This is a genomic window from Micromonospora sediminimaris (genome assembly GCF_016863575.1).
Lineage (GTDB): Bacteria > Actinomycetota > Actinomycetes > Mycobacteriales > Micromonosporaceae > Micromonospora > Micromonospora sediminimaris.
Window position 1 is genome coordinate 60,381 of record NZ_BOPD01000026.1, and the last position, 25,526, is coordinate 85,906.

A 25,526-nucleotide genomic window follows, 5' to 3' on the forward strand; every position below is an offset into this window, starting at 1 on the left:
ACGCCGGTCCAATAGGCGGCAGGCTAACCTGCAAGTTCGGCGTCGGACAGCTGTTGCTCCACAGGGTCTACCTCCGGTGGTGAGCGGTTGAGAACGAAAGGTAGAACTTCAACCTTGGTTCAGATCAAGAGCATGGCCGGAATGACTGGGTGGTCGGGGAGGGCACCCGGACCTCCGCCGACCGAGCGCTGCCTGCGGGTGGATTGCACCCGCCGAACTCGGTGGGGCTTACCAGGCATGCTGATCATCGGCGTCGGAGTAGGCGGCTGGGCGTACTGATTCCCGGCGCCATCGAGGAACATGTACAGCCGGAAGCAGAACTCGTCCCGGCGCTACCAATGGTCGTGCCGCGCATCGTCCAAGGCCAGACGCACGGATCTGGCGAGTCGTTTGCCGCCGAAGGTAACCCCGGCCCTCGATCTGGCCGATGAGCGGATGGCCGCTCCGGTACTCGCCGTAGAGGCCGCCCTTGCGGAGCGATTCATGGTGATCTTGCGCCTTCAGCTTGAGTTGAGGCGTGCGTTTGCGGCCCGACGCACGGATGCCTCTTCAATAGGGTCGTCGCGTAGCGTGAGCAGCCAGCGTCGTGTCTGGTCGGCAATCGGGGCGTGTTGAGCGGCCAACAGCCGGACATCCGTCTCGCAGTCGAGGAGGTAGGACGGCAGCGCGGCTGTCGTCTTGTCGGGATCGAGGAGCAGCAGGCTGCGTAGGTAGCTGCCTCGCTCGTAACTGTGTGGCGATGCCCGGGTCAACCAGCGCAACCGGCGGATCAGGGCTGCCCGCACGTCGGCGTGAGGGGCTGATGAAGAGCTGGCGAGAATCCTGGCCAGGCCCTCGGTGAGCCGGTCGTGGCCGCACCACTCGTCGGTGAGCCGGTCGAGTGCGGCGCGGATCGCCGGGATGTCCTGCTCGTCGCCGTGTTCCGCGAGGAGATGCGCGGCAGCGTCAAACAGCGGGTGCTCGGTGTCGACAGCCCAGCCTCGTGCAGCCGAGAGGACCTGCGGGCCGAGGACCCGGAGCGCACCGAACAGGCCGGCTTGCCGTTCGGCCGCCAACTGCTCGACCGCGTCGAGCAGTTCCGGTACCGGCCGTGCATTGCGACGGATCTGGTGCAGTGCGGATACCTTCACGGCACGGCCGGTGTCCGCCGCTCGCAGGAGCGCGACCAGTTCGGCATCACTGGTGGCCGAAAGATCGACCGGGCGATCTCGAGCATCCTGTCGGCTGCGCTGAGCGGTGTTCAGCACAGTGTCGATCCTCGGATCCCGACCCCGCCAACACAGCCACGGCTCAGAGGTTGGCAGCACCTCGGCCGCATCTTCGGACCTGATACGCCTGGCCGCGGTCTCCCACAGGTCATCCCACCACTCCGCCGGCCAGCTGCAGGCCAGCGTGGAGAGGGCATCGATCCAGCGGACGCCGTCGCGGATATATCCTCGCAGCGTCTCGGTTGCCTGCGTGTTCCCTCTGCGGGCGAGCACCTCCAAGATGCCGACGGCAAGGTTGAACTGGTTGTCATGATCGGTCGGGTCCGCTTGAGGCCAGGCACGGTACGGGCCGCAGGCGCGAAGCTGCGTGACCAGTGGGGCCGTGTCGAGGCGCAAATCGTGCAACAGCCGGGCCAGGTATGTGTAGCGATCGTCGACCTGCCAGTCCCACCGGGTGTCGCGACCGGTGCAGGTGTAGACCAGGTGTCCGTGATCCGGCTGATCCTGCAGCCAGGCCGCCGCGGCACCCTGGCCGCGCTGCAACGCGCCCAGCCCGGTGCGGTACGGCGCATAGTGCCACTCGTGCGCGCAGTCGTCGTCTTCACATCCCATCACGAACAGAATGAGACCGGCGGGCTGCTCCGCTCCACCGAATTCGTTGCGATGAGCAGGGTACGCAGCACAACTCCCTACGTAGGGGCCCAATGACCACGCTCGCGAGAACGGAGCCAGGTGCTCTCGTCACGCGAAAATCGGCGCCACGTTGTTGGCCGAGCCTTGGCAGGGCGGCAGGTCAGCCACGACGCAGACACTCCACGTCAGCACAAGTTCAGGTTTGCTGCCCGCGAGTGCACGGATTTGCCGCGGACCGAGCGCGGCCGCCCTTGCTGCTCCTTCGTGCCGTGGTCCGAGGTGAACCTCCGCAACCTGAAGATCGGCATAGGATCTCTGCGTGTTGGGAGTGCACTTCGCGATCACGCCGGAGCAGGAGCGGTCGCTGCTCGCGGCCGGCGACAGCGACGCGGTTGACGAACTTATCGAGGAGATCGAGGAGTCGTGGGCCGAGGACGGCCTGAGGGTCGACACCGACAAGGCATGGGACGGCATCCACCGGTGCCTGACCGACGGCACCCTCGAACCTGACGGTGGTGAGTATCCGTTGAGCCATGCGGTGCTCGGCGGGCGCCGGCTGCACGACGAGTACGTCGTGGTCTACCGCACGGTGGACGAGGCCCGGGACGTGGCCGCCGCTCTGCAGTCCGTCGACCAAGGCCAGCTGCGCCAGCGGTTCGACGCCATCGACGACCCCGACTACCGCGGTGCCCTCGACGACGCCGACTTCGACTACACCTGGGACAACTTCGTCGAGGTGCGGGCGTTCTACCAGCGGGCCGCGGCCGCGGGGCGTGCCGTGGTCTTCACCGCCACCTGAACTGGGCACTGATCTGCCGCCAAGGCGGGCACTGAGGAAACCGCGCCCTTGAGGCAGCCTTCCCGTAGCTGGTCGACGGGAGAGCCGACTGTCAACGACCGGTCGCGACGATGGTGGTCAGCACCAGCAGGACGCCGATCGTGATCTGTGCGCACAAGGCACCGAAGAAGAGCTTCGGGTGGTTGACGAACAGGCGAAGCGCTCGGGATGGTCCCGGCAGCGTTCTGCCTGCTCGTAGCCGGCGCTTGGTCCACAGCCGCAGGACGACGTTTCCGAGGGCGAACGTCAGGAACAGAACCCCGAGGACCCCGAGCGGAGCCTGCAGTGATGCGTCTGCGGAGTTGCTCAGGCCAATGGGGAGCACAGCCCGACGCTCGCACGACTTTCGATCCCTGTAAAGATCATCAGTCCGTCACCGTCGCTTATCGACGGACGGCGGCGTCCGTCCTGACGATCGACGTGGGCTGGCTGACCGCTGTACTGCGTTACCGCTTCTGTGCTCGGTACTTCCGGAGCAGCGCCGTGATCTTGGTGTAGTCACGGGCGCCGTTCAGCTCGTTGAGCAACTCGTCTGGGTAGAGCTCATAAAGGTCGCCCCACCACCGGCGAGCCCGGTTGTCCCAGATCCGGTAGCCGCCCTCAACGCCCCTCGCCAAGTACCTTCGCCTCGCCACCGCTGGCAAGGTAGCAAAGTCGTTACCCGACCGCATGCGGTTTGCGGCCACCCAGCTCGGCACGCTGATCTGCCGCAGAGCGTGCGCGTCGCCGGCCGGGAGCCATTCACGTCGCCCAGGCTGCCGTGCGGCCCGCTGGCGTCCGCAAGCCAGGTGAAGAAATATGACGCAAGGTGTCAGGCTTTGGGTGGAGCATGGGTTCATCGGCCGGCGCCGGTGACAGGCGCGGAGCGCGGCGCAGATAGATGCGGAAAGACAAAGGCCTCCATGCGCGAAACCCCAGAAGATCTCGACAGGCTCCAAGCCCTTCTTGACGCCTCCCTCGCCGGCTCCACCTCCCACCTCCGCTCGATCAACACCACCGCGCGCACACTGAACGCGAAGCAGCTCACCCAGGTTCTCACCGGCATGTGCACCCTCGCTCTGTCCAGCGTGACGGCGAAGGGTGAGCCGCGGATCAGCGGTGTCGACGGGCACTTCCTGCGAGGCAAGTGGTACTTCGGCACGGCGCCCGACGCCGCCAAGGCGCGCCACCTCGCGGCGCGACCCGCCGTCAGCGCCGCCCATATGCGCGGTGAGGACCTCGGCGTCTTCACGCACGGCAAGGTGGAGATCCTCAACCCCCGAAACGGCGACCAGGCCACCGACTGGCCGGACGTGCTCGCGTACGTGAAGGACTTCTACGGCGACGACCTCTTCGACTGGGACAACGACGTGGTCTACTACCGGCTGCATCCGCACTGGATGACCGTCTACGCCCCAGACATCGCCAAGCTCACCGTGGCGTCCCAGCCCTGATCCACAGCACCGGCCAACCGCACGCGTCCAAGAGCCGCTTCGTCCACCGGAGATCGGGGAGCAACGGGGGGAGCAGCCGGGTGCGCTGAACAGCTCTGCACCGCGCCCAACTCGTCGAATGGCACTCAACTGCTCCCACCATGACCGGCGGGTTCTCGCTTCTGCAGGTCAGAGTCGGCGCAGCGTCCCGCTAGCCTCCGAAGTGGTCAAACCGACGGCAGTATCGGGTTGGGCCCTATACGGCGCCTGTTTGACTGGTGATCCCTGATTGAGGAGGTTTCGGTAAATGGATAACTCGTCGTATCGCGAGAAAGTTGCCGTGGTTAGGAGGCGTAAGTCATACCGCTTGCTGGTGCTTTCGTGGCGCGTGGCATTTCTGGCTGTGGGTGCGGGCGCGGCGGTTATAATCCTGCGCGAGAATAACTTGATCGGCCATTCGATGCTAATTGCTTTTGCGGTGCCGATCATAGTGGTCTTCTGCGTCTCGTTCATCGTGGTGATCGTCGTAGGGGCGATTGATTCCGCCCACTCCTCGATCAATCCTCTGGGAAGAGGGTTGATTCAGCGGCAGTTGCGATTTAGTTGCATGTTTCTCTCAGATTTGTTTACCCTTTCGTGGAGGTGGTCCAAGAATTCTGATGAGTGACGTGGGGTTATGTCGTCGGTCAGCAGCACCGCTGCCATGAACGGCTTCTTCTCCTACAGCCACGATGGCTCTCCGGTCTTACAGATCGTGCGCAACGATCACTGGCGACTGGTGTCGCCACTGGGAAAGCTACCCGGGTTGCAGCCCGATGATGGCTCCATCAGTCACACCCCGCATCCGTCTATGCCGCGCGGAAAGTGACTACGACGACGCAGCGTCCGCAGCTATCCGGATCTGCCGCCGAGCGGGCGGCGTTGCCTGCGGTGCTCCGTCAGTAGTGGCTGAAGACCTGGCGAACCGTGATGCCGAGCACGGTCGACACTTGCGCTGCCTCGTCGGGCGACAACCAGCCACGGCCTGGATCGCGAACTTGAAGTTCGAATCGCGCAAAGGCGGCTGGCCAGTAGTACTCCAAGTCGTTGAGCGAAACGGTGGCGCTGCAGCACGGTGTCACAGCGTCCAATGTTGCAAAGCGAGTGGCATAGGCATCGTCCATGCGCTCCTGCCACCAGTCGGAGTCCAGCGGAGCCGCGCAGACCGGGCAGCCGACTGCCTCGAAGTTGACGCCCTGGTCGATGAACGTAACCTCGGCGTACCGGCAGGCGACCAGCTCTCCCGCACCCGGACACATCGCCGAGACGACCTCGGCCGCAGCATCCGCGGCGTCCTGGGCCGGCACCCAATCTGGCACGGTCGGCACGACACGAAGGAGACTTTCGCTCACGCCCATATCCTGTACCAGCTGACGCCAAGCCGATATCCGCACATGCCGCTGATGGGGCGTCGGGAGGAGGTAGACCTTGTAGGTCCAAGAGCGCGGATGGTGCTGCAGAGCTGAGAACCTCGATCTCGAGGGCGTGCCCTGCGGCTTCTTCATGGTGGCGATCAGGGGCATGATTGCTTCGTGCAGGGCTGGACCGATGGTGACCTTGAGACGGAATTCGAGCAGCGGCTCGATGAGCTCCTGGCGGAGTTCTGCCCGGGCTGGCGGCATCCAGAGTTGCCTGAGCCGTATCGCAACAACGATCGTTTCGTGGCGTACGACCGCCGGAACGCCAAGCGCCTGTACCTCGGTGACTTTCTGGCCGCACGGCCCGAGGTTGCCGCTCCGTTCGCTGATCGTGTGTTGGCGGTGATCGTGTGCGATGAGGATGTCTCGTTCAACAAGCAGCTGATCCACCCGCTGCTGGTGGCGCTCGGGCGACGCCACGTGCAGCGCTACCTGATCTCGGTGATCGAGACGGGACCGGAACATAAGAAGGTGTGTGCCGTCCGTGCCTGGTACTGGTCTCAGGTCAGCCTCGTCTACGAGTCCGTCGAGGCCCTTCGTGCGTGCCGGCCAACCCCGACGAGCCGGGCTGCGGACGACGAGGTGGCCGATCTGCGTGGCCTGTATCGGATCGCCTGCCTGGCCGCATTCCTTACGTGCCGGCATGTGGCCACCCGGGAGTGGTTGGCCCGCGGATTCATCCTCAAGGACGAGTACTACCCTGCAAACCTGCACGATCTCGTGGCACAAGCCCGCGTGATCGCCGAGCGAGACGCGCATCGGTACAAGGACCTGCTCGCCAAGGACGACGACGGAACGAACATGGCGCAACTTCGCTTCGACGGCCACTAGCTGGCAGAGTAAGCCGCACTCTCGTGCCGCTCCCCGTGCGCGATGCGGGTGGAATATGGCGTGGAGGTTGCTGGCCGGGTCGGGCACGATGCGGGGTGTGATGCTGCTGGTTCCTGCGGATCCACTGCGACCGCGCCGTCCTGACGAGCATTTCAGGGCGGAGGCGGTGGCTGCTGGTGATGCCGGGCTTGACGTGGCGGTGGTCGACCACGACGCGCTGACCGGGCCGGGGCGTGCGGATCAGGCGGTGGCGTTGGTGCCCGCCGGCGGTGAGGCGGTCTACCGCGGTTGGATGCTGCGCAGCGAGCAGTACGCGGCCTTCGCTGAGGCGCTGTCCCGGCGCGGCGTGACGCTGCGAACCTCGCCCGAGCAGTACCGGCAGGCCCACGAACTGCCCGGCTGGTACGCCGCGCTGGCGGCATACACCCCCACGTCGGTGTGGACCGGGGGCGACCTGCGCGCCGATTTCGATCGGGTACGCGTCGAGTTGGGCAACGGCCCGGCCGTCCTGCGTGACTACACCAAGTCGATGAAGCACTACTGGCACGAGGCGGTGTTCATTCCCGACCTCGCCGATAGCGAGACGGCGTGGAAGGTGGCGAGCCGTCTGCGGCATCTGCGTGAAGACGATTTCGTCGGCGGGTTCGTGCTCCGGCGCTATGAGCGGTTCACCTCCGTCGAGGCGCGTACCTGGTGGGTCAACGGCGTTTGCGTCCTGGTCAGTGCGCATCCCGACACTCCGAACGACGTTCCGCACCTCGACGTGGACCTGGTCGCGGTCACACCGGTCATCGCCGCACTCGGCCTGCCGTTCATCACGGTCGACCTCGCCCTCCGCGACGACGGAGTCTGGCGGATCATCGAGATCGGCGACGGCCAGGTCAGTGACCGCCCGGCCACCACTGAGCCCAGCTCGCTGGTCACCGCGCTGCTCGCCGGCACCAGCTGACTGTCGTATGTGCATCCCAGATCGGGGCATCCTGATCTGCCGCTTCGTGCGCGTTGGCTGGTCGTCGCTGCCCGCGTCGTGGTGATCTTCTTCTTTGCTGATGCGTCACATCGGTTGGCTTAGCCGGCCGCGGTTACGGAACTGCGGCGGGCCAGCGCCGTTGCGGCGAGGAAGGCGGCGAGGACGATCGCCGCTTCGGTTCCGATCGCCAGTGGGGTGAGCGGGAAGCCGAGCGCCCAGCCGAATGCCGCCGCGGCAGCGATCGCGAGGGCGATCGTGGGTGGCAGGAGCAGTGTCATTCGTGTAGCGGTGTGTGGGATGCGGGGTACGTCGCGCAGGGCGATGCGCACGGCGAGGACGGCGCCGGCGACGACGACCGCTGCGACGCCGGCGTAGAAGACGCCAGCGGCGAGCCACACCGGTACGCGTACGTCGCGCGGCAGGTCGAATGCCGCCACGAATGCCTGGTGCAGGCCGATGACCAGGATGTATCCCACGATGAGGGAGAGCACTGCGCCCGCGCTCGCCACGCCAAGCACCTGGCCGTAGCGCGGTGGGATCCGCTGCACGCCGGCTTCCTCGGCGATCCTCAGGGCGAAGCCGGTGGGGTCAGTGCCGAGAAGCTGCGCAGGATCGATCCCGTCGGCAGTTGCGGCGTCGAGTTCGCTTCGCAGGTCGGCAGCCAGAGTGGCCCGGTCGCGGCGGTGTATGCCGAGAGCGCGCCATTCTCGGTCGGCGGCGGCGAGGAGGTTGTCAACGGCCGGCGTCGACGTGCTCATGGTCATCTCCTGGATTCAGCGGACGGACGGCGAGGGTTTCGTTCACGACGCTGGCGAACTGGGTCCACTGCTCGCGCCAGACGTTCAGTCGGTCATGGCCGGTGTCGGTGAGCCGGTAGACCTTGCGGGGTGGGCCGTTGGGGCTGGGCTGCATCGCGTTGGCCACGAGTCCTAAGCGGTGCAGTCGGGTGATCAACGGGTAGACGGTGCCGTAGCTCACCGTTCCGAATCCAGCGGCGTCGAGTCGGCGGACGAGTTGGTAGCCGTGCGCAGGCTCGGCGGCAAGTAGCGCGAGCAGGCACATGTCCAAGCAGCCGCGCAGGAGCTGGGCCTGCCGCTCGGCCGATTCGCCCGACTCGCCTTTCACTACCATGTGCCACATAGTACGGCCGGTACTATGCGTCGTCTAATAGGTGTCCCAGAAGAGGTCGTCCAGGCCGACCTCGCGACCGTCTCTCACCGCCGTTGAACAGCAAGAATCCCGACCTCAAGATGCGACTTGCGACCGAGGTCAGCGCCGAGACGGCCTGCCTCGACTGCGCCCTGCGATACGCCCGCTGAAGATTGGACCCCACGGGCTGCGGGGCTCCCGGTGGCCTGTCATCGTCGCCTGAACAGGGATCCGGATCTACCGCCCGTGCGAGTGTGGTGGCCGTCGGACGGGGCGTTCGAGCCGGTCAGCTCATGCGGGGCCGTCGAGATAGCCGACGTCGGTAGACCCCGACGCGACGCGGACGCGATACCCCCAGTGCCGTAAGACCTGGGCGATCTTCGCGGCGCCGGTCGGGTTGGCGGAGTGGACGGTGATGACGCCGACGTCAAAGGGACGCTTGTCGAACGCGGCCCGCTCCAAGACCTCCACGACCGGCCAGATCGTGTCGTCCCCACCGAGATCGTGGTCCAGCCACAACTCGTCCAAGCGCCGGTCCCGGTACCGATAGAGAAGTTCAACCCCGGCGGCGCTGGTACGGGCCACCTGGGCACCACGGCCGTCCACGAACGAACGAAGGTCATCGACCAGGACGATCGTTCGGCGGGCATCCACGCGATGATGATGCCTGACAGCATCGTGATGCGACATCGGAATTTGCCGCAGGGTGTGCGGTGGGTGAGTTGCGCTTCCACGAGAGCCTCATGGGGCGCGAACCATCTTTTCAGGGACTACGGTTTGCTCATGGCTGTCCGAGGAGTCCGTCGAGGAAGCATGTCTCCTCGTACGCCTCGCAAGCCCATACCGGCCGCGATCATGACGCCCGCAACCTTGCCCGAGCACGACCTCGTGCTCTGCCTCAAGCCAACCGCGGAACTCATCGCTGGGTGACCTGATAGGAGCCTGTGCGAGAGGCGCCCACCACTGTGTTGTCCGTACGGCCTGACCGGTGACGTGTCGACGGATCTCGACGCCGACGAGAAGGGCGGACCTCAACAGCATGGCAGTCAAGAAGCGGTCTGTTATCGGTGGTGTCGACACCCACCGCGACACGCACCACGCCGCGATCATCGACAGCACTGGCGGACTCCTGGGCGACGCCGAGTTCCCGGCGACCACCGCCGGTTATGCGGATCTGCTGGCCCGGATGCGTTCCTTCGGGCGGGTCACGGCCGTGGGCGTGGAGGGCACCGGCAGCTACGGCGCAGGCCTGGCCCGCTATCTGACTAGCAAGAAGCTGCCTGTCGTGGAGGTAGATCGGCCGGACCGCCGAGCCCGCCGCGACCAGGGCAAATCCGACCCGATCGACGCCATCGCCGCCGCCAGGGCCACTCTCGCCGGCACCGCCATGGGCACCCCGAAGACCCGCACCGGACCGGTCGAGGCCATCCGCGCCCTCAGGGTCGCCCGTCGAGGAGCGGTCAAGGCCCGCACCGCCGCGCTCAATCAGATGCGCGGCCTGGTCGCCGCCGCCCCGAACCCCTGGGAGCCCACCTGACCAGGGTCAGCGCCGCCGTGCTGGTCAGCCGATGCACGGCATTGACCTACGACCCGGCAAGACTTCACGAGCCGGAGCACGCCACCGCGGCAGCCCTGGTCGGACTCGCCCGACGGGTCACCGCCCTCACCGAGGAGATCACCCTCCTCGACCGGCAGGTGACACCCATCGTTCAGAGCGCGGCACCTCGCACCACCGCGTTGTTCGGCGTCGGCCCCGAGGTCGCCGCCCAACTACTCATCACCGCCGGTGACAACCCCGACCGACTGCACTCCGAAGCCGCCCTCGCCCACCTCTGCGGCGCAGCACCCACCCCCGCCAGCTCCGGACGGGTGCGCCGCCACCGCCTCCACCGAGGAGGCGACCGCAGCGCCAACCACGCCCTACACACCATCGCCGTGTGCCGCATGCGCTACGACCCACGCACCCGCGCCTACCTGCACCGACGCATTGCGGAGGGCCTCAGCAAGCAGGAGATCCTCCGCTGCCTCAAGCGCTACATCGTGCGAGACGTCTACACCACCCTACGCGCCGACTTCGCCGCCTTGACCGCTTGACCTCCATAGGAGCATCGGGATGGCAGGGACGCAAGGGTGGCTGGTTCGTGGGTGACGAAGTGAGTGTTGTTCGTAAATTGCCCGATTGCGAGATCGGACACGCGTTCGAAGTTCGCGTGGTTGCTTGCATGTAACCGTCGAGAGGGCTTTACAATGCAGGATCGGGTATTCTCAACGAACGCGATAGCGATTGGCCGGTTCTTGGCGTCGTCGCGTCCGAGCGAGGTAGGACGGTCTTGAACTGGAACCCCGGAATTCCGCTTCGGGAAGACGCCCAAGTCTTCCGCGTGAGTGCAAGCGATGCGGAATCCGCGGCGGGCGAACGCTCGTGCCCTTTGAATCTGGCGCTTAAGGTGCGGCCCGAGACGATCCCAGAAACCGGTGGGTGGAGGTCGCGCAAGGGGCCTTTCGCGTTGGGCAGCCTGGCTGAGGCAATCAAGAGAGTTGGAAGGCTGACTAACCGCGGCAGCGAGCTCTGGTCGTCGGTGGAGGCCCAGAAGCGCTTGTTCATAGACTTGCATGATGGTGTGCGTCAATTTTTTGAGCACGGTCTCGATCGGTACTTTGAGTACCATGAGGCACGCGAAGAAGCAATCGGGCAGCTCCACTTTCTAGATGGTTGGGTTGAGCTCCTTAAGGGACCAGACGCCAAGTTGGCGGCGTGGGCGTTCTTGTACGAGACAAGCGATGGCCTTCGGGAAATACGCCGGCTGCGGCATTCTAATGCCCAAGTCGCCGCGACCCCGTGGGCCTACGTAGCGGCCCATGCCGCAGGAGAATATGCAAGTCGGACACCAGTTCAACGCATATGGGTGACCGAAATTGGTCTCGTTGACGGCATTGAACACCACATTCTAGACGGAATTTCCCGGGATGACGCGCGCATTCTCTATGAGGAGCGAGCCAGGCCAAATGTGTTTGCGGCGATTCGCGGGGAAGAACGAGTGCCCGGCAGGTGCTGCGGTGAATGCAAGTTCACCGGATCCTGCGAGTCTCTAGTGCGTGTTGACGGGTTTCTTCAAGTGCGTGAACCTGGCCCCTGGACGAGGTCTGTGTCGGCATCTGATCTCGAAGGCTATGAGCGATGCCCTGCCCAGTGGTACATGGAGCGTCTCGTCCACTTGCCTCGCATTGAAGAGGGCAATCAGGCGTTGCTGCGAGGACTGGCAGTCCACCGTTGGATCGCCGAAGCTCACTCGCGAGGTGTTCCTTGCTCGCCGGATGACCTCCCTGACCCCGCAGATCTGGACCGCCTTAGTCTTGTCGGAGGCGGGGAGATAGACCCAGCCGACTATGAGTTGGCGTATCCATTCCTTCGATCCCACATCGAATGCTGCCCACTACAGTCTAATGACGCGAGGTCACTCACGGCCGAAAGGACGCTTTACGCCTACGATGGGATAGCCGACGTAGTGGTGGCGACCAAGTCAGACGCTTACTGGAAGAGCGATGACACTCTGACGATGCGTGAGATTAAGACTGTCCAGGTACAGCCAGTGGCTACCGACGATGAAATATTCAGCACTTATCTTGCCGTAGCGTGGGATCTTGTCGCCCTAGAGGCAGGGCTGGCGAGGCATTACGGCGCGATTCACGGTGAGGTTCAACTGGAGATTCTTTCGCCCGAGTCGGCCGTGGTTCACAGCTATTCCACACAAGATTTCATGATTATGTCGATGGCTCGGGGGCGTGTGCGTCGCCTCGCGCGCCGCTGGCTCGCGGATACCCAATGGGACTCACTTCCTGGACCTGGCTGCAGCAGGTGCAGTGTGCGGCGATGGTGCGCTGCCCGGGACGCCTACGAGGCGTCTGTTGGGAGTAGAGTGTCCAGTGGGGCGCAGGGGGCGCAGGCAACGTAGTAACAGGAGGGGGCGGGTGATGGCGGCCGAACCACCCAGAATATCTCCGAATATGATGCCTCGTCGCACGAGGTCGATCCCCCCTGCCGCCTCTACGCCCCAACGCCGGCACGCGTTCAGCCCTCTAGTACCTCAGCGGGGCTGGCCCAACTCAATTGTCTACGCGGACACTGGGATCCTCGTTAGCGTCGGTCGTAATAGGAGCTGTATACCTCGGTTCGAGGCGCATTACGCGGGACGACTGAGAATCGCCGAGAGCGTGGCAATGGAGATCGAGAGAAACGCCGACCCTGCTACACCTGTTGACGGCAGACTTCGAACGGCCGCAGCGTTGGCGAAGACCACACTCATTGATGGCGGATCGTGCGCGGTTGATTCCGACGACAACTATGATAGTCGGACGTTTGACGAGGTCCACGCCAAGCTCAAAAACCTGCCGCGCCGGAGTGATGAGCCGAACCATCCGTTAGCTCATTTGGGGGAGGCGGCTTCCATTGCACTATGCATCGCTCGGACGTCCCAGGGCGAGCTAGTAGTGTTCCTGGTGAACGACGGGGGTGCGAGTGTTGTCGCCGCCCAATACGGCATTCCAGCGCGTCACTTCGGCCAAGTCCTGGCCGAGCTAATCTGTAGTGGGCATTTCACAAGTAGTGATGCCTTCGACGCCCTGGCGATGGCAACAGCCGTGACCGGCATCCCGCAGGGCGCGGTGCCTATGAGTGCGTCGGCTCTCGAATGTCGTAGAGCTGCGGATGGTAGATCTTGTGGTGCGTGCGACGCTTTCGCTACGGCTGTCGCGGCCGGACAAGAGTAATTGACTGGTGGTATCCCTGAGACAGCAACTCTTGCTCTACGCTAGCGACATCGTCGCCACGACCGAGTACGCGGGCGACAACCTCCGAGGAAATCAAGCCATCACGGTAAGCGTCGAGCGCCATGGACAATGCCCAATGGGAAGCCGAGGTATTGCCCTGGTTCTCGCATGCGGCGTTCCACTCTCGGCTGAGCCGCGCTTGCCTCATGATGTCCGAGATCCGGACAGTCTTGTAAGGTTCGAGGGCCCGTTCCGGCACGCCCGCCGCCTCTATCAGCGTCTTGATGCTTGCTTGCCGACTTAGGCCAAAGTGCATCATAAACTTGGCTAGCGGCACCCCGTAACCATCCGTCGGCCGTTTGGGGCCATGCTCAGACCAGAATTCTTGAACTGCTATGTCTGGCGCCAAGAAATGCCGAGCAAATGCTTCGGCTCGAATCTCCTCAAGATCTTGATCGCCGTAATGCTTTCGGTTGACGTAAAAAGACTTGTCGTCCTTGTAAAGGAAATGGCACAGCTCGTGCGCAAGCGTAAATCGCTGTCTACCCCACCACGTGTCGTTGGTGTTGACGACAATGATCGCTCTCCAAGCCTCTTCGGAGGGATCGCGCAGTGTTACACCCTGGACCGATCCAGGCATGCTTTCGAAAATCACCGCTACGCCAAGATCCTCGATTAGTTCGACGATATTCCCGACCGGCTGCTCATCGTCTAGGCCCAGATAATCGCGAAGTCGCTCGGACGTACGTTGCGCCGCTCTGATGTAATAGTTATCGCTCGCGACAGCCCTGCGGGCGTCCTTAGCCAGGGCGCTAGTTCGAGCGACTTCTTGCGGGTACCATGACAGGAGAAGCTCTAGGTCCTGAAGTGCCGTCTCTGCTCGTTGGGCAGCTGAGGCAATGTCCTCGTCGGTCGCGCTTACTCCTGCACGCAGGGCAACGGCGAGGCTTTGTTGAATGGGCGTGTCGCCAACGAGCACTGCAAGCGGGATCCCACAAAGCGCCGAGAGCATCGCCAGCTGGGACCGAGCAGGTGGAACGCGTCCAGCTAGCGCATCGCCGAGCCATCCTCCACCCTGCGGGAGTCCAAGGCCGGCGTAGATGTCTGATGTCGAGATTCGCGAGAGCGTGAGCGCGTCGCGCAAGCGCTGCACCCAGTTGGTCGGTTCCTGGCGCTCCAACATCGCTACCTCTCGTATTGGCGGTTACGTGGGGTAGTCGGTTTGCAACTCCCTTGCTGCGGCTAGCATACTTGGCACCCCTGACACGCGAAGTCCCTGCGGGCGTGTTGACACGATTTCAGCCCTTTGTTCAAGCTACGCGGTCGGGTGTCCAGGTGCTCGGAGACTACTCGCCAGCATCCACCACGTCACCGTCCGGGACGTCGGTAACTGACGCGGTTTCCCGACAGCTGGAGCCAGACTAAGAGCGTGTTTGAGAAGGTCTGCTGTGGACGGTGTGACGGCATGACATCCACCAGCGGGACGGGCAGGGTGGCGCGGTGTCTACGCGTCGTGGTTACCCTTCTGACCTGACTGACGCCCAGTGGGCGCTGATCGAACCGCTGTTGCCGGAGCCGAACACGGACGGCCGCAGGGAGAAGCATCCACGGCGGGAGATCGTCAACGCGATCCTGTACGTGGTGCGTTCGGGGTGTCCGTGGCGGTTCCTGCCGGCGGATCTGCCGCCGTGGCAGACGGTGTACTGGTACTTCACTCGGTGGGAAGAAGCCGGCGTCACCGAGAAACTCATGCACACGCTGCGGCTCAAGGCCCGGGTGCAGCAGGGCCGTGACCCGCAGCCGTCCGCGGGGATCATCGACTCCCAGAGCGTAAAGGGCGCCGACACCGTCGGCCGGGACAGCCGGGGCTATGACGCGGGCAAGAAGATCAACGGACGCAAGCGGTTCATCGTCACCGACACCCTGGGACTGCTGGTCACCGTGACCGTCCTCGCGGCGAGTTGGCAGGACCGCGACGGCGCCAAAACTGCCCTGCTCAGCGCGTACCTGGCCACACCGATCCGGCATGTCTTCGCCGACCAGGGCTTCACCGGCCGACTCGTCGACTGGGCACGCGACATCCTGCGCACCACCGTCGAGATCGTCCGCAAGCCCACCGACCAGCGCGGATTCGCCGTGCACCCGCGACGGTGGGTGGTCGAGCGGACCCTGGCCTGGTTCACCAACTGCCGCCGACTCGCCCGCGACTACGAACGCCACCCCGAAGTCTCCGAAGCCATCATCCGCTGGGCCGCAATCGCCGGCATGACCCGCCGCATCACCCTCGGCCAACCCGCCCGCCGGCAACCCCGCCGCACCTTCACCTGGCGCTAACCAACCCCCATCTCAAACACGCTCTTAGGGGCCAGGGAAGTGAGGTCCGGTGAGCTTCGGGCGGGTCACCTCCGTCACCGTCCCGCTGACCACGCCCGTGATGGCCGCCTTCACCAATTCCCGCGTGATCGGCTCCTGTACGGCGAGGGCGGCGATCGGTGCGGCGGCGGTCGCCGCTAGGACCGTAATGCCGACACCCAGAGCGATGCTCACGAGCGGGTGCCGTCGGCCCGGACGGACGTCGCGATCCGGAACCGTCTGACCCTGGCCAATCGTCCTACGGCGGAGCTGGTCGTCAAAGATTCTCCGGAGCGCCGCCAGCGCTGCGTCCTGCTTCTGCATGAGCCCCGGTGTGAGTAGACTTAACGCCTCACTTCGGCCGAGCTGCGCTAGTTCGTTCACCGAGACATGCCGACCCAGCAGTCGGCTCAGCCGCTCTGCGGCGCCGGCCAAGACTTCGAGCGCCAACTCGTCGCGGGCCTCGATTCCCCTGTTGAACCACTCTGGTCGGACAGACGCCCTTCCGAGGAATTCGAGCGTCAGGTGCACGTCGTATAGCTGCTGCACCAAGAGGGGAAACCGGTCATCGCCGTCCATCTACCTATGATGGCAGGCGGACGCAAGCGGATCGACCATGAGGCAGATGCCGCGGTCAAGCCGGGGGGCGGTAAGGGCCTCAGGGATTTTCACGCCTTGCAGGTGGGTGCAGATTGGGTGCAGGTGGGCGAAGTGGTCACCGCGCCCGAAGTGCTCACCGACGCTGCGCAGAGTCGAGGGCCATGACCTGCGGCGATGCAGAAGAGCGGTTCGGCGTGACCTCCCAGAGAAGACCGAGGTGGTCAGGCTTCGCTGCTTCCCGCCTGGCTGGTGCCGGCTGTCCGCCTGGGCCTGTCGATGCCGATCACGACAGCCATACCGCTTCAGCGCACGGCTTTGGGTGCCGTCGTGGTGGCGTCGGCATGGATCCCGCGAGTTGAGACCGAATCCCATCGGCGAGCCTCTGAGCAGGGCTTCCTGAGCCGTGACCTCTTCGGCGTGCCCGAAGAGCCAGGCAATCCGGTTTCCTGATCGACCCGACGCTGTCCGGCCGGTGGAGTTCAGCTAGGCCTCGAGTCCTAATGTCGCTGGGCAGGCGCTGCTGTACAGATAGTCGGCCGTGCTTTCAGACGCGGGGGCGGATGGCTGTGACAACTGCTATCGTCTCGGCGGCCCGACGGCAGGGGTTGGTATGGACCGGGGAGACAGGCGCAAGCGCGGAGTGGCCGTGGCCCGGGCGAGGGTTGCCGTAGTTGCATACGCGTTGCTCGCTCTGGCCGGCAATCTGGTCACCAATGGCGTCGACCTGCCCAGTCGGCGATGGCTGCTTGTTGCGGTCGGAGTTTTCCTGTTGCTGCTTGTGGTGGTGGCGAGGATCGAGGTTGGTTCCCGCCGCGACGGGCCGGCCGTCGGTCCAGGGGTGATAGCCGAGGGGCCGGTTGGCGGTCGGTCCGATGGATGTACTTGTGCTGTGCCGCATAAAGCGGTCCAGGTAAGTACAGCTCCTCACCGGGCTGGCCCGTGGCCGCTACGGAGCGTGGCCGAGTTGGAAAGCAGGCGGTACTCGATCACAGACAGTCGCGTGAGGAAAGTTTTCGGCGCAGCGGGCTGGGAAGGAACGCTGCGGAGGCTGTACCCCGAAGCCCCGCTGGTGTCGCTGGGCGGCTTCACCTTTCCGATCTGGGCCGAGGTCGCGGCACCCGAGCTGCGGGGCGACCTCGACTCGGCGATTGGAAACATCATCGATCACGTACGGCCCGACAGACGTCGGTACGACGCGGAAGGCCGTGGCTTCGACAACCGTGGCAGGGCGGAGTTCCGACGCACCTACTGGCGGCGCGACGAAGTTCGGCGGTTCAACGCGGAGACGTTTGCGCTCGACAAGATCGAGCGTCATGGCCCCGGGAGGTTCAGCATTCATGCTCGCTACGGCACCTACTTCCAGTCGGTGGCGACCTCCGAAATGCTCGAGCGGGAGTTCGTCAACGTCGTGAGCCGCCGGCCGAATGCCGTGTGGTCGTTGAGCGACTTTCCGCGCCGTGCCTGGCTGCGAGAACGGGCTGGCGGAAACGAGCTCTTCAACGGCGCCCACCGGGCGGCCGCCTTGTCGGTGGCGGCAGTAATGATCGTGAAGGAGAAGCGGGGGTACAGCGCGCTATTGAGCCGGAGATCCGGGGACGTCAAGACCCATCCGGGCTTCCAGCACGTCTTTCCCTCCGGAATCCTCGCGCCGACCAGTTCCCGGTACGGCAGTGAGCGCGCGGAGTACTCGGTGAAACGGGCCTTCCTTCGCGAGTTCGCCGAGGAGTTGTTCGGGTATGACGATTTGGCCTACGACAGCAGGGACCTCCGCGATGCGCTCGGGGGCATCTGGCCGATCCAGCACCTGCTGGACGCCACTCAACCCGGACCCATGGGGCAGCGACCGGCGGTCGAGGTTAGGTACACCGGCATCTCGGTGCCGCTGCTCACCCTCCGCCCCGAGGTGTACGTGCTCGTGCTGGTCCGCCAGTCAGGCTGGTTTGATGAGCTGGTGAGCGGATCGGAGTTCAGGTGCCGCCAGCATGGATTCAACCTGAACTGGGAGTTCGAGGACGACCGAGACGACATCGACGGCAAGAGACTGGACTCGATTCGCGTTGAACTCGACGATCGGTTCGAACTCACCGGTAGGCAGCGGTTGACTCCGCTAAATACCGTTCCTCACGCCGCCGCGGCACTGTGGCTGGGTACGCAGGTTGCCCGTGAACTGGTGTAGTGACGCTCTCGCGCTGACCGCCGATGCACCCGACGCCCCGACAGCGCCTTTGGCATGATGAGCTCTTCGGCGGGCTCGAAAGTGTCAGCGTCTGTGGCTCGCGCAGGTCAGTCGGCGGATGCCCTCGACTGCGGGCCACGCTTGGTTAGGGTTTCCTGCTCGGGGACCTCTTCGGCGGACCCGAAGGCGTCGCCCCTGGAAGGTTTAGGTCATCGCCCCGGGATGCACGCTCGCTCATGGCCGAGAACAGTGCGTCTGACCTTGAGACGTGCAACGCTACTGCTGGTGACCGTCTCCTCGGAGACTTCGGTTGCTGGTGGGTGAGCTGGCAGCATAGGTCGTACGGTCAGCAAGCTGAGTCACGCTCCTGCCACTCACCCCGTTACGTGGCGTCGGCATTGTGGTCGACGTCGTCCCGGCTGGTGGTCAGTGCGGCAGGCATCGGCAGCCCGTACTTGTCGCACAGGAATCGGGTCTGACAGTACCGCTGGGCGTCGGCCGCCACGTTGCCGAGGACTGCAGAGTTCATCCCGGCACCGATGAGGACGCCCACGAATGGCACCACCTTGGCGACGTTCTGGACGGGAACCTTGGCACCGGCCGGACCCACGTGCTGCAGCAATTTCTCAAGGGCGGCCACGAGGCGATGGTCCGCACGGAGCTTGGCTGACCATCTCACGCGTCCCTTGATCGCGTTGGCCGCCCGTGCGGTCTCGCGCAGCGGACCCACTTTCGCCGCCTGGGCCATGAAGGACCGGTGTACGAGACGCTCGATGAAGAGCTGCTCGGCGGGATCTTTGGCGTCGTAGCCGTAGGAGTAGGCGATGCGAGACGCGATCGACGCGCTCAGGACCTGGATGACGAGGATGTCTGCGGTCACTGCGGCGGGGATCCCGGCGACGGGGACCATGGCCAGCAGGCCCATGGCGCCACCTTCGACCGCGCCGGCGGTTCGCCACCTGAGTGTGTTGCGGGTCAGGAGCCGGTCGCACACCTTGAGGTCCTGCTGCCGCAGCTCAGCGAAACTGCCTAGTTCGAGGCCACGCTTACGTGCGACCTTCTCGACGCCCTTCGGGTCGTTGAGCTCCAAGGCCCAGGCATTGACCAGTTCCAGCAGCGCTACCGCGCCTTCGGCCGCCGGCCGCAGGGCCACGCTGGCAACCGCGTCACCGCCGCGACGGACTGGCTCCTTGATCGCCTCGGGTACCGCCCTGGCGGCCCGGCTCGCGGCGAGGTGCGCGCACATGCCGCGACTCGCCTGCTCAGTCTTCGTTGCGCGATGGCTCTCGTGGTTGCCGGGCTGAATCAGACTGCCTGCGACGGTGTCTGCGCGGGTCCTTGTGGGGCAGGCAAGGCGAGCTGGTCAGGCCCGATGTCGAGGGTGGATCGGCGGTGTGGGTTGGCGAGGTAGAACTCGATCGCCTCGGCGAGACGCTCGTCGGAGACGGCGCAGTCCGGGCCGCTGAGCCCGACGTATCGCGGGTTTTCTGGTGTTTTCAGGCGCAGGTGAACGCCCTCCTTGTCGTGGTAAACCGCCCCGATCTGCTCCCAGAGGACGATGTGGCCGCCGACCGCGACGCCATGCGAGGTGATGACCACGTACCCGGAGCGGCGCAAGCGCCCGAAGGCGCTCGCGGCGAGCGCAATGGCCGCCGCGCCAGCGAGTATCGACCCGATCGGGCCGGACCACACCCTGCCCGCGCCGACCTGCCCGCCGAAGAACAGCAGCCCACTCCCGACGAAGCCGGTGGCCGTGACTGCGCCGATGGCGAGGGCGGACCGGGACCACCGGCCCTGCAGACCAGGGTGTACGCCATTGGGCAGGACCAATGCTGCCCGCCAGCGAAAGTCCGCGCGCCGGCCCCGCCTGCGCAGCCAGCGTGTACCGGCGAGGTGCACACCGGTGGCGACGAACAGGATGCAGCTGACGTCAGGGACGGCACCACCTGCCCGGCGCCCGTACTCCCACAGGGCTGCACCTGCGGCCACGATGGTGGACGCTGCGAAGGCCGCCACTACGATGCGAATCCAGCGCAGCCGGTTCCGGCGCGGCTCCTCAATGATCAGCATGGAGCGTCACACACGGCCGGTCGAGTCCGCCCAGCCCGCTGACGAATGGAGATGCCACGGACGGAACGCAAGGAGCGGCCGCGTCTGGACGTCGACGCCATGTCGATGCGGTCGGCCGTCGGCAAGGGCTGCCCCTTGCACCTACCAGCCCTCCGATGTCCGAACCTTGCAAGCACCGACACATCGTGGCGGCTGTGGCCCCCAGACATCAAGACCAGCACGGCCGGGCACAACGACATGTCCGGCGCAGGGCCCATACCGGATCAAGGCGGATGTTTGCGGTGGAACTCAGCCCCTGGTGCGGATCAGTGGTCGGTAGGTGTCGTGGGTGGCCGTAGCACACAGAATTCGTTGCCGTCGTGGTCGGCGAGGACGTGCCAGGCCCAGCCGTCTTCTTCGATGACACTGTCCGTGATGCACCGCGCTCCCAGAGACAGCAGTCTGGCCACCTCCGCCTCAAGGTCGGGAACGCGCAGATCCAGGTGCATCCTGTTCTTGTGCGTCTTTGGCTCGGGGACCCATTGCAACAGCAGCTCAACGCCGTTCCCGTCGGCGGGTAGCAGCCGCCGGTAGCGCCCTGGCGAGAGCGGTTCAGCCACGTATCCGAGCACCCCGCACCAGAAGGTCCCTGCGCGATCCAGATCGGCACAATCCAAGACCACCGCCAGGACGACGTCGCTGCGTCCACCAAACCGAGCCGGCCCCTCAGTCATTGCTGCAGGCTATGACAGCGACCATCTGCTCCACACAGGCGCCTCGGCCGGAGGTACTGCGCTACCGGCAGGCCATCCCGATCTGCCGCCGCGCCGCGCGTGCGGCCTCCGGCGTCGTCACGATTTCAGGGGCGGAAATGGGCCAGGTTCGGGTACCCCGACTGCACGGCGGGCATTGCGGGCGTTGCGCGAGCGGCTATGACGTATCCAGATCGCGACATCGAGCAGCCGTAGCAAGCTGATTGACTCGTCGCCCGCTGGGCGGAGATCCTCAATCGCGTCACGGAGTGCGGAATCGGTCAGCGCGGCTGCAAGCGTCACCCAGAACTTGTTCCGCGGCGGAGCGAGCACACGAAACACGACGTCGTCATGGATCGGCACAAGCCGGGGGCGCTTGCGGGCAAGGTGGTTGCGAGCAGATCGTCGAGGGTGAGCACGTAGACGGGTTCTCGCCGAGCAGGTCGAATAGCGTGCCGGCGAATGGCCCATCGGAATTGAAGTAGGCGACGAGGTCGTCAACGCCGGGGGCGGCGAGCACATCCCGGATCCGGACGCGGGCCAGCTCCTCAGGCTGCACCGCGAGAGCATGACACACCGTCGGTCTCGCGCGTAGATCATGCAGGGTTCCGCCGGACCGTGGGTAAGGGTACTCATGATGCGGATCTCGGTCGGAGACGGTGTCCTGGATACGCTGCGCGTCATGCCCTACGTGCCGGGTCTCGACGAGGACGCTGGTGGCGTGGCCACCATTGCCGAGCCAGCATGCCTGCGGCCCGGAAGCGGTAGGAACGGCTGGTCTCCCTCGCCACTGGCGAGGGAGACCGCAGACCGATCATTGTCTAGGGTTCCGCAGCGAGCGGATGCTCCTCACCAGTCAGATCGGCCAAGGCAATCGCGACCTCGTGCAGTGTTGCGCGTACGTAGGTGGCCGTAGAGCCGTTTCCGGCGCCTTCTGTGTGTCCGGCATAAGCGCGGGCCACGGCGTGACCATGGGTCCGTTCTACCCAGGTCAGGGTGGTGTGCCGTAGCCAGTGTGTGCTGATCTGCTGGGTGTGCACCCAGCGCAGATGCTGTCCGATCCGCGACCACAGGTGGTCGTAGCGCCGATAGGTCAGCGGCCGGCCGTCGCGGTAGCGCAGCAGGTTGCTGTTTCGGTCACCGTCGCCTCTCTCGGCGTGATGCGCCAGCAGGTGCCGCATCAGCGTTGGGGAGATCGGCTGCCAGCGAGATGCGCCGCCCTTTTCTCGCAGGAAGATCAGACATTGGTCGGTGTCCAGATCCCGCGGGCGCAGCGCCAGGGCCCCGCCGCGGCGGCAGGCCGTCTCGGTGTGCAACCGGATCAGCAAGCTGTCCAGAGCCGGGTCGTCTCCGGTGCTGGCCGCCGCCTTGTTGATCTCCGCCAAGCGGGCGTCGCCGATCGCCCGCCGCGTACTGGGCAGCCTGCGCGGCTTGTCCACCTTCAACGCCGGGTTGTCAGCCGCGTCGAGGTACCCATCCGCTACGGCCCGCCGGTATAGGCAGCGCAGCGCGGACACCAGATGTTCTGCGGCGGATCGTCCGCCGCGGTTGTTGCGTCGCATCACCACGTTGGCCTGCACCTCGGCGCGCAACTGCTCAATCTCGGAGGGAAGGGGCTCGTCGATGCGCCGACCGCCCCATGCTTGCACCACCCGTTTCCAGTAGGAGCCGTATGCCCGGCGGGTGCCGGGCGACACGGCTGCGGCGACGATCGGCACGTATTCGGCAAATGTCGGGGCTGGGGGACGGGCCGGCTGTACCCCCAATAGATCGGCGGGGGAGATGCCCATTCGCTCCAGCAACAAGCGGGCGGCCTCCAACTCCGGCCGCCCAGCGGCGGTCTGGCTCACGCCGTCTCACCCCTCTTCACAGCCGAGTGCGTGCCAGCCATCAGGCGGTCGAGCACCGCAAGGGGATGCGCCGCCAGTACATCTGCGGAAAGGTTGGCGACCAGCAGAACGCGATCCCCGGCCTTGAGCCGGCACCAGCGTCGCACCGTCAACGGCAGAAGTACGTAGCCGCGGTCGCCGATGCGGTGGACACCATCGGCGGTCGCGCAGACCAGGATGACTCCGGACTGTTCGCGGATGTCCAGGCGGGTTTCCGGTGCCCAACCGAGCGCTCGGACGATGCTGCGGTCGGCGATCCGGCCGCTCTTGTCCACCGCGCTCAACGCGTAGGCGGTGTCGGCTGTTCGGGCGTACTTGGAACTCAAGGCTGGCAAGGGAAGCGGCCGTCTGACTCTACCCAGTGGCCCTGGGCCGGTGCCGGCGTTTGCGGGGATCACCCTGGGAACCACGGGTGGCACGGACGAGGTGCTCATCGCCACCACCCCCGCCCCTGCTCGGCGAGTGCTCGCAGCAACGTCAGAAGGTAGATGGGGTGTTCATAGTGGTCTGAACACAGGTACGGGTTGTTGCGCACCGGTGCGGACCGTGGGGGTTCAAGTCCCCCCTCGGACACAATCTAGTACATGATCCACTCGGGGTCGCCTGAGCGGACACCGTTCGGGTCGTCGGCCGGTAGGTCAGGGCGATCCCTAATTCGCGGTAGACCAATGCCTTGTCGGCGGGGTCAGCGTCGCGGAGCACGGCGGCAATGTTTCCCAGAGCCTCTACGACGCGGTGGATCTCGTCAGGGCTCATGGTCCGAGGTCCGGTGAGGCGACGCAGGTTGGCCTCGGCGGTGACCTGTTCGGCCTGGATGTCGGCGATCCATCGTCCGACGACGGTGGGATCGACGCCGCTGTCCAGAGCGGCGCGATAGCGGTCCAGCCGGGCGGTGCAGGTGGCGAGGGTTGCCCGTGCCGCCTTGATCGCCTGTTGGTCGACGTCATCGTGCTGTGCGTCGGCCATGGCCTGGACAGTTGCGGTGAGTCGGCTGGGCTACCTGGGCTCCGCGGTGGTCGCGGGTGGCCTCGGTGCTGTGCTGTGGAGCCTCGTCGACGTGGTTCGAGGTGCCGGCTTCGGCCTATAGAGCCTGTTTCTGATCTATGGGGCTGGGCTTGTGGTACGGGTACGAGCGTGGCGGCGGGTCATCTGGAGGATCGCGGCCCAGTAGATGATGGTTTCGTGGTGTTCGGGTAGGCGTTCGTAGTCGCGGGCGCAGCGGCGTCGGCGGGTGAGCCAGGCGAAGGTGCGTTCGACGACCCAGCGGCGTGGCAGGACCTGGAAGCCTTTGCCGGCTGGGCGGGGCACGATCTCGATGGTGACGTCGAGGTCGGCGGCCCAGGTGATCAGGTCGCCGTGGTAGCCGTGGTCGGCCCAGATGTGTGCGATGCCGTGCAGGGCGGCCTGGTGGACGATGGGGCGGGCGTCGTCGCGGTCTTGGACGTTGGCCGCGGTGACGTGCGCCGCGATGAGCAAGCCGAGGGTGTCGACGATTATGTGGCGTTTACGGCCGTTGACGCGTTTGTGGGGGTCGTAGCCGCTGGTGTCGCGGCTGACGGTGGCTTCGGCGCACTCGTGCACCGATTGGGAGTCCACGCAGCCGGCGGTCGGGGTCGCGGTGCGGCCGGCTGCGCAGCGGATCTGTTCGCGGAGCCGGTCGGTCAGAGTGAGCGCGGTCAGATCGTCGTGCCAGCGGGTGAGGAATCCGTAGACGGTTCGCCAGGGCGGGAAGTCGGCGGGCATGGCCCGCCATTTGATGCCGTTGTCGACGAGGTAGAAGATCGCGTCGATGATCGCCCGCCGGTGATGTTTCTCCGGCCGGCCACCGGTGCGGCGACGACAGGCAGGCGGGGCCAGCAGCGGTTCGAGGATCTCCCACTCGGCGTCGGTGGTGTCGGAGGGATAGCGGCGGGGACGGGTCACGCAGCCACAGCCGCAAACGGCATGGGGCTGCTGGCCAGCTGCACGCTGGGCAGGGTTCAATGTCACGGCGGGCTCTTGGGACAGCAGGGGTGTAGGAACCGTCTGCCTACCAAGAGCCCGTCACCGATTGATAGCCGCCACGCCGAGCTCCCTGGCACCTACCACAACGCTCGTCAGGAAGATCAGAAACAGGCTCTATAGCAACGGGATTGACGCTGCCAGCGTCGGACCCGGTTGGGTTTTGGTTTGTGTTGTCCCTCGGACACCAATTTGCAGCATCCATGCTGTGTTTCGCGTACTGGTGGTCAAGCGCACTTGACCACGCAACTCTCAGCTCAGCGACTCCCTCGATCGACTCTGTCCCGATCGGGGGCGATTGTCGTGTCTGATCGTTCTCTGGCACCCGTCATCCCGCCGGTGACGCTGGCCGGCCGGGGGCAGGGTTCCCGCAGGCTTCGGAGTGGAGTGACTCGCCGCCCGCCGCTGCCCCTGCCGGTGCTGCCGTCGCCGCGCGCCGGCA

At 65.3% G+C, this 25,526-nt stretch carries 27 protein-coding genes; 10 read left to right on the forward strand and 17 right to left on the reverse strand.

The genetic code is table 11. The annotated features are described in order from the left end of the window. Nucleotides 1–500: 500 nt before the first annotated feature. On the reverse strand, nt 501–1,820 hold the full coding sequence (locus tag Vse01_RS20840; RefSeq protein ID WP_093407825.1) for a hypothetical protein: 1,320 nt from the start codon (nt 1,818–1,820) through the stop codon (nt 501–503). Between the two features lie 340 nt (nt 1,821–2,160). Here Vse01_RS20840 and Vse01_RS20845 point away from each other — a divergent pair, with 340 nt between their 5' ends. Then, nucleotides 2,161–2,640, forward strand: a complete 480-nt coding sequence (locus Vse01_RS20845) for a YfbM family protein (protein WP_093407823.1) — start codon at nt 2,161–2,163, stop codon at nt 2,638–2,640. A 91-nt stretch (nt 2,641–2,731) separates the two neighbouring features. On the opposite strand, the gene Vse01_RS20850 is transcribed toward Vse01_RS20845, so the two are convergent. Beyond that, on the reverse strand, nt 2,732–3,004 hold the full coding sequence (locus tag Vse01_RS20850) for a hypothetical protein (protein ID WP_093407820.1): 273 nt from the start codon (nt 3,002–3,004) through the stop codon (nt 2,732–2,734). Nucleotides 3,005–3,125: 121 nt separating this feature from the next. Further along, nucleotides 3,126–3,296, reverse strand: coding sequence for a hypothetical protein (locus Vse01_RS20855; RefSeq protein WP_198413215.1), 171 nt, complete (start codon nt 3,294–3,296; stop codon nt 3,126–3,128). Nucleotides 3,297–3,581: 285 nt separating this feature from the next. Between Vse01_RS20855 and Vse01_RS20860 the strand changes: the two genes are divergently transcribed. Further along, the gene (locus Vse01_RS20860; RefSeq protein ID WP_093407814.1) at nt 3,582–4,112 is read left to right on the forward strand and encodes a pyridoxamine 5'-phosphate oxidase family protein; all 531 of its coding nucleotides are present in this window, start codon (nt 3,582–3,584) and stop codon (nt 4,110–4,112) included. 286 nt (nt 4,113–4,398) lie between these two features. Further along, nucleotides 4,399–4,758, forward strand: a complete 360-nt coding sequence (locus tag Vse01_RS20865) for a hypothetical protein (RefSeq protein ID WP_093407812.1) — start codon at nt 4,399–4,401, stop codon at nt 4,756–4,758. A 271-nt stretch (nt 4,759–5,029) separates the two neighbouring features. On the opposite strand, the gene Vse01_RS20870 is transcribed toward Vse01_RS20865, so the two are convergent. Beyond that, entirely contained in the window at nt 5,030–5,653 is a 624-nt protein-coding gene (locus Vse01_RS20870; protein ID WP_093407809.1) for a hypothetical protein, read from the reverse strand. Between the two features lie 9 nt (nt 5,654–5,662). Between Vse01_RS20870 and Vse01_RS20875 the strand changes: the two genes are divergently transcribed. Both Vse01_RS20875 and Vse01_RS20880 read left to right on the forward strand, forming a co-directional pair. Next, nucleotides 5,663–6,379 carry a hypothetical protein gene (locus Vse01_RS20875; protein ID WP_093407807.1) on the forward strand — a complete coding sequence of 239 codons (717 nt, stop codon included), beginning with the start codon at nt 5,663–5,665 and terminating at the stop codon, nt 6,377–6,379. Between the two features lie 166 nt (nt 6,380–6,545). Further along, nucleotides 6,546–7,328, forward strand: coding sequence for an ATP-grasp domain-containing protein (locus Vse01_RS20880; RefSeq protein WP_232511351.1), 783 nt, complete (start codon nt 6,546–6,548; stop codon nt 7,326–7,328). 119 nt (nt 7,329–7,447) lie between these two features. Here the strand turns inward: Vse01_RS20880 and Vse01_RS20885 are convergent, their stop codons facing one another. The 3 genes from Vse01_RS20885 to Vse01_RS20895 form a co-directional block, all read right to left on the reverse strand. Beyond that, nucleotides 7,448–8,107 carry a hypothetical protein gene (locus tag Vse01_RS20885; RefSeq protein WP_093407802.1) on the reverse strand — a complete coding sequence of 220 codons (660 nt, stop codon included), beginning with the start codon at nt 8,105–8,107 and terminating at the stop codon, nt 7,448–7,450. After that, nucleotides 8,082–8,480: a PadR family transcriptional regulator gene (locus Vse01_RS20890; protein WP_093407799.1), complete on the reverse strand. Its 399-nt coding sequence runs from the start codon at nt 8,478–8,480 to the stop codon at nt 8,082–8,084. Before Vse01_RS20890 ends, Vse01_RS20885 begins: the two co-directional genes overlap by 26 nt. A 309-nt stretch (nt 8,481–8,789) precedes the next feature. Then, complete coding sequence (locus Vse01_RS20895) at nt 8,790–9,152, reverse strand: cyclic-phosphate processing receiver domain-containing protein (RefSeq protein WP_093407797.1); 363 nt, start codon at nt 9,150–9,152, stop codon at nt 8,790–8,792. 385 nt (nt 9,153–9,537) lie between these two features. Here Vse01_RS20895 and Vse01_RS29440 point away from each other — a divergent pair, with 385 nt between their 5' ends. The 3 genes from Vse01_RS29440 (at nt 9,538) to Vse01_RS29825 (ending at nt 12,451) form a co-directional block, all read left to right on the forward strand. Then, a complete protein-coding gene (locus tag Vse01_RS29440; protein WP_232511350.1) occupies nt 9,538–10,035 on the forward strand; it encodes an IS110 family transposase in 498 nt (165 codons plus the stop codon). Nucleotides 10,036–10,052: 17 nt separating this feature from the next. Continuing rightward, the gene (locus tag Vse01_RS29445) at nt 10,053–10,592 is read left to right on the forward strand and encodes a transposase (protein WP_232511349.1); all 540 of its coding nucleotides are present in this window, start codon (nt 10,053–10,055) and stop codon (nt 10,590–10,592) included. Nucleotides 10,593–11,644: 1,052 nt separating this feature from the next. Then, on the forward strand, nt 11,645–12,451 hold the full coding sequence (locus tag Vse01_RS29825; protein ID WP_373870696.1) for a PD-(D/E)XK nuclease family protein: 807 nt from the start codon (nt 11,645–11,647) through the stop codon (nt 12,449–12,451). Nucleotides 12,452–13,236: 785 nt separating this feature from the next. On the opposite strand, the gene Vse01_RS20910 is transcribed toward Vse01_RS29825, so the two are convergent. Next, nucleotides 13,237–14,448, reverse strand: coding sequence for an ImmA/IrrE family metallo-endopeptidase (locus Vse01_RS20910; protein WP_093407792.1), 1,212 nt, complete (start codon nt 14,446–14,448; stop codon nt 13,237–13,239). A gap of 317 nt (nt 14,449–14,765) precedes the next feature. On the opposite strand from Vse01_RS20910, the gene Vse01_RS20915 reads away from it, so the two are divergent. After that, the gene (locus Vse01_RS20915) at nt 14,766–15,599 is read left to right on the forward strand and encodes an IS5 family transposase (RefSeq protein WP_139233190.1); all 834 of its coding nucleotides are present in this window, start codon (nt 14,766–14,768) and stop codon (nt 15,597–15,599) included. Nucleotides 15,600–15,623: 24 nt separating this feature from the next. On the opposite strand, the gene Vse01_RS20920 is transcribed toward Vse01_RS20915, so the two are convergent. Beyond that, entirely contained in the window at nt 15,624–16,196 is a 573-nt protein-coding gene (locus Vse01_RS20920) for a hypothetical protein (RefSeq protein ID WP_093407789.1), read from the reverse strand. 1,021 nt (nt 16,197–17,217) lie between these two features. On the opposite strand from Vse01_RS20920, the gene Vse01_RS20925 reads away from it, so the two are divergent. Further along, entirely contained in the window at nt 17,218–18,393 is a 1,176-nt protein-coding gene (locus Vse01_RS20925; protein ID WP_170863523.1) for a hypothetical protein, read from the forward strand. A 382-nt stretch (nt 18,394–18,775) separates the two neighbouring features. Here Vse01_RS20925 and Vse01_RS20930 read toward each other — a convergent pair whose 3' ends face one another. The 8 genes from Vse01_RS20930 to Vse01_RS20960 all read right to left on the reverse strand — a co-directional run bounded on the left by Vse01_RS20930 (nt 18,776) and on the right by Vse01_RS20960 (nt 25,006). After that, a complete protein-coding gene (locus Vse01_RS20930; protein ID WP_093407784.1) occupies nt 18,776–19,639 on the reverse strand; it encodes an EcsC family protein in 864 nt (287 codons plus the stop codon). 59 nt (nt 19,640–19,698) lie between these two features. After that, a complete protein-coding gene (locus Vse01_RS20935) occupies nt 19,699–20,463 on the reverse strand; it encodes a hypothetical protein (RefSeq protein ID WP_093407782.1) in 765 nt (254 codons plus the stop codon). Nucleotides 20,464–20,768: 305 nt separating this feature from the next. Next, the gene (locus tag Vse01_RS20940) at nt 20,769–21,176 is read right to left on the reverse strand and encodes a VOC family protein (protein WP_093407779.1); all 408 of its coding nucleotides are present in this window, start codon (nt 21,174–21,176) and stop codon (nt 20,769–20,771) included. 117 nt (nt 21,177–21,293) lie between these two features. Continuing rightward, nucleotides 21,294–21,878, reverse strand: coding sequence for a DUF6308 family protein (locus tag Vse01_RS29830; RefSeq protein WP_373870694.1), 585 nt, complete (start codon nt 21,876–21,878; stop codon nt 21,294–21,296). A gap of 137 nt (nt 21,879–22,015) precedes the next feature. Continuing rightward, nucleotides 22,016–23,044, reverse strand: coding sequence for a tyrosine-type recombinase/integrase (locus Vse01_RS20945; protein WP_232511348.1), 1,029 nt, complete (start codon nt 23,042–23,044; stop codon nt 22,016–22,018). Further along, on the reverse strand, nt 23,041–23,367 hold the full coding sequence (locus Vse01_RS20950) for an AbrB/MazE/SpoVT family DNA-binding domain-containing protein (protein WP_139233188.1): 327 nt from the start codon (nt 23,365–23,367) through the stop codon (nt 23,041–23,043). The genes Vse01_RS20945 and Vse01_RS20950 overlap by 4 nt, the downstream gene beginning before the upstream one ends. 193 nt (nt 23,368–23,560) lie before the next feature. Then, entirely contained in the window at nt 23,561–24,049 is a 489-nt protein-coding gene (locus tag Vse01_RS20955; protein WP_093407774.1) for a hypothetical protein, read from the reverse strand. A 135-nt stretch (nt 24,050–24,184) separates the two neighbouring features. After that, nucleotides 24,185–25,006 (reverse strand): IS5 family transposase, encoded by an 822-nt coding sequence (locus Vse01_RS20960; protein WP_093407772.1) that lies wholly within the window; start codon nt 25,004–25,006, stop codon nt 24,185–24,187. Between the last annotated feature and the right edge of the window lie 520 nt (nt 25,007–25,526).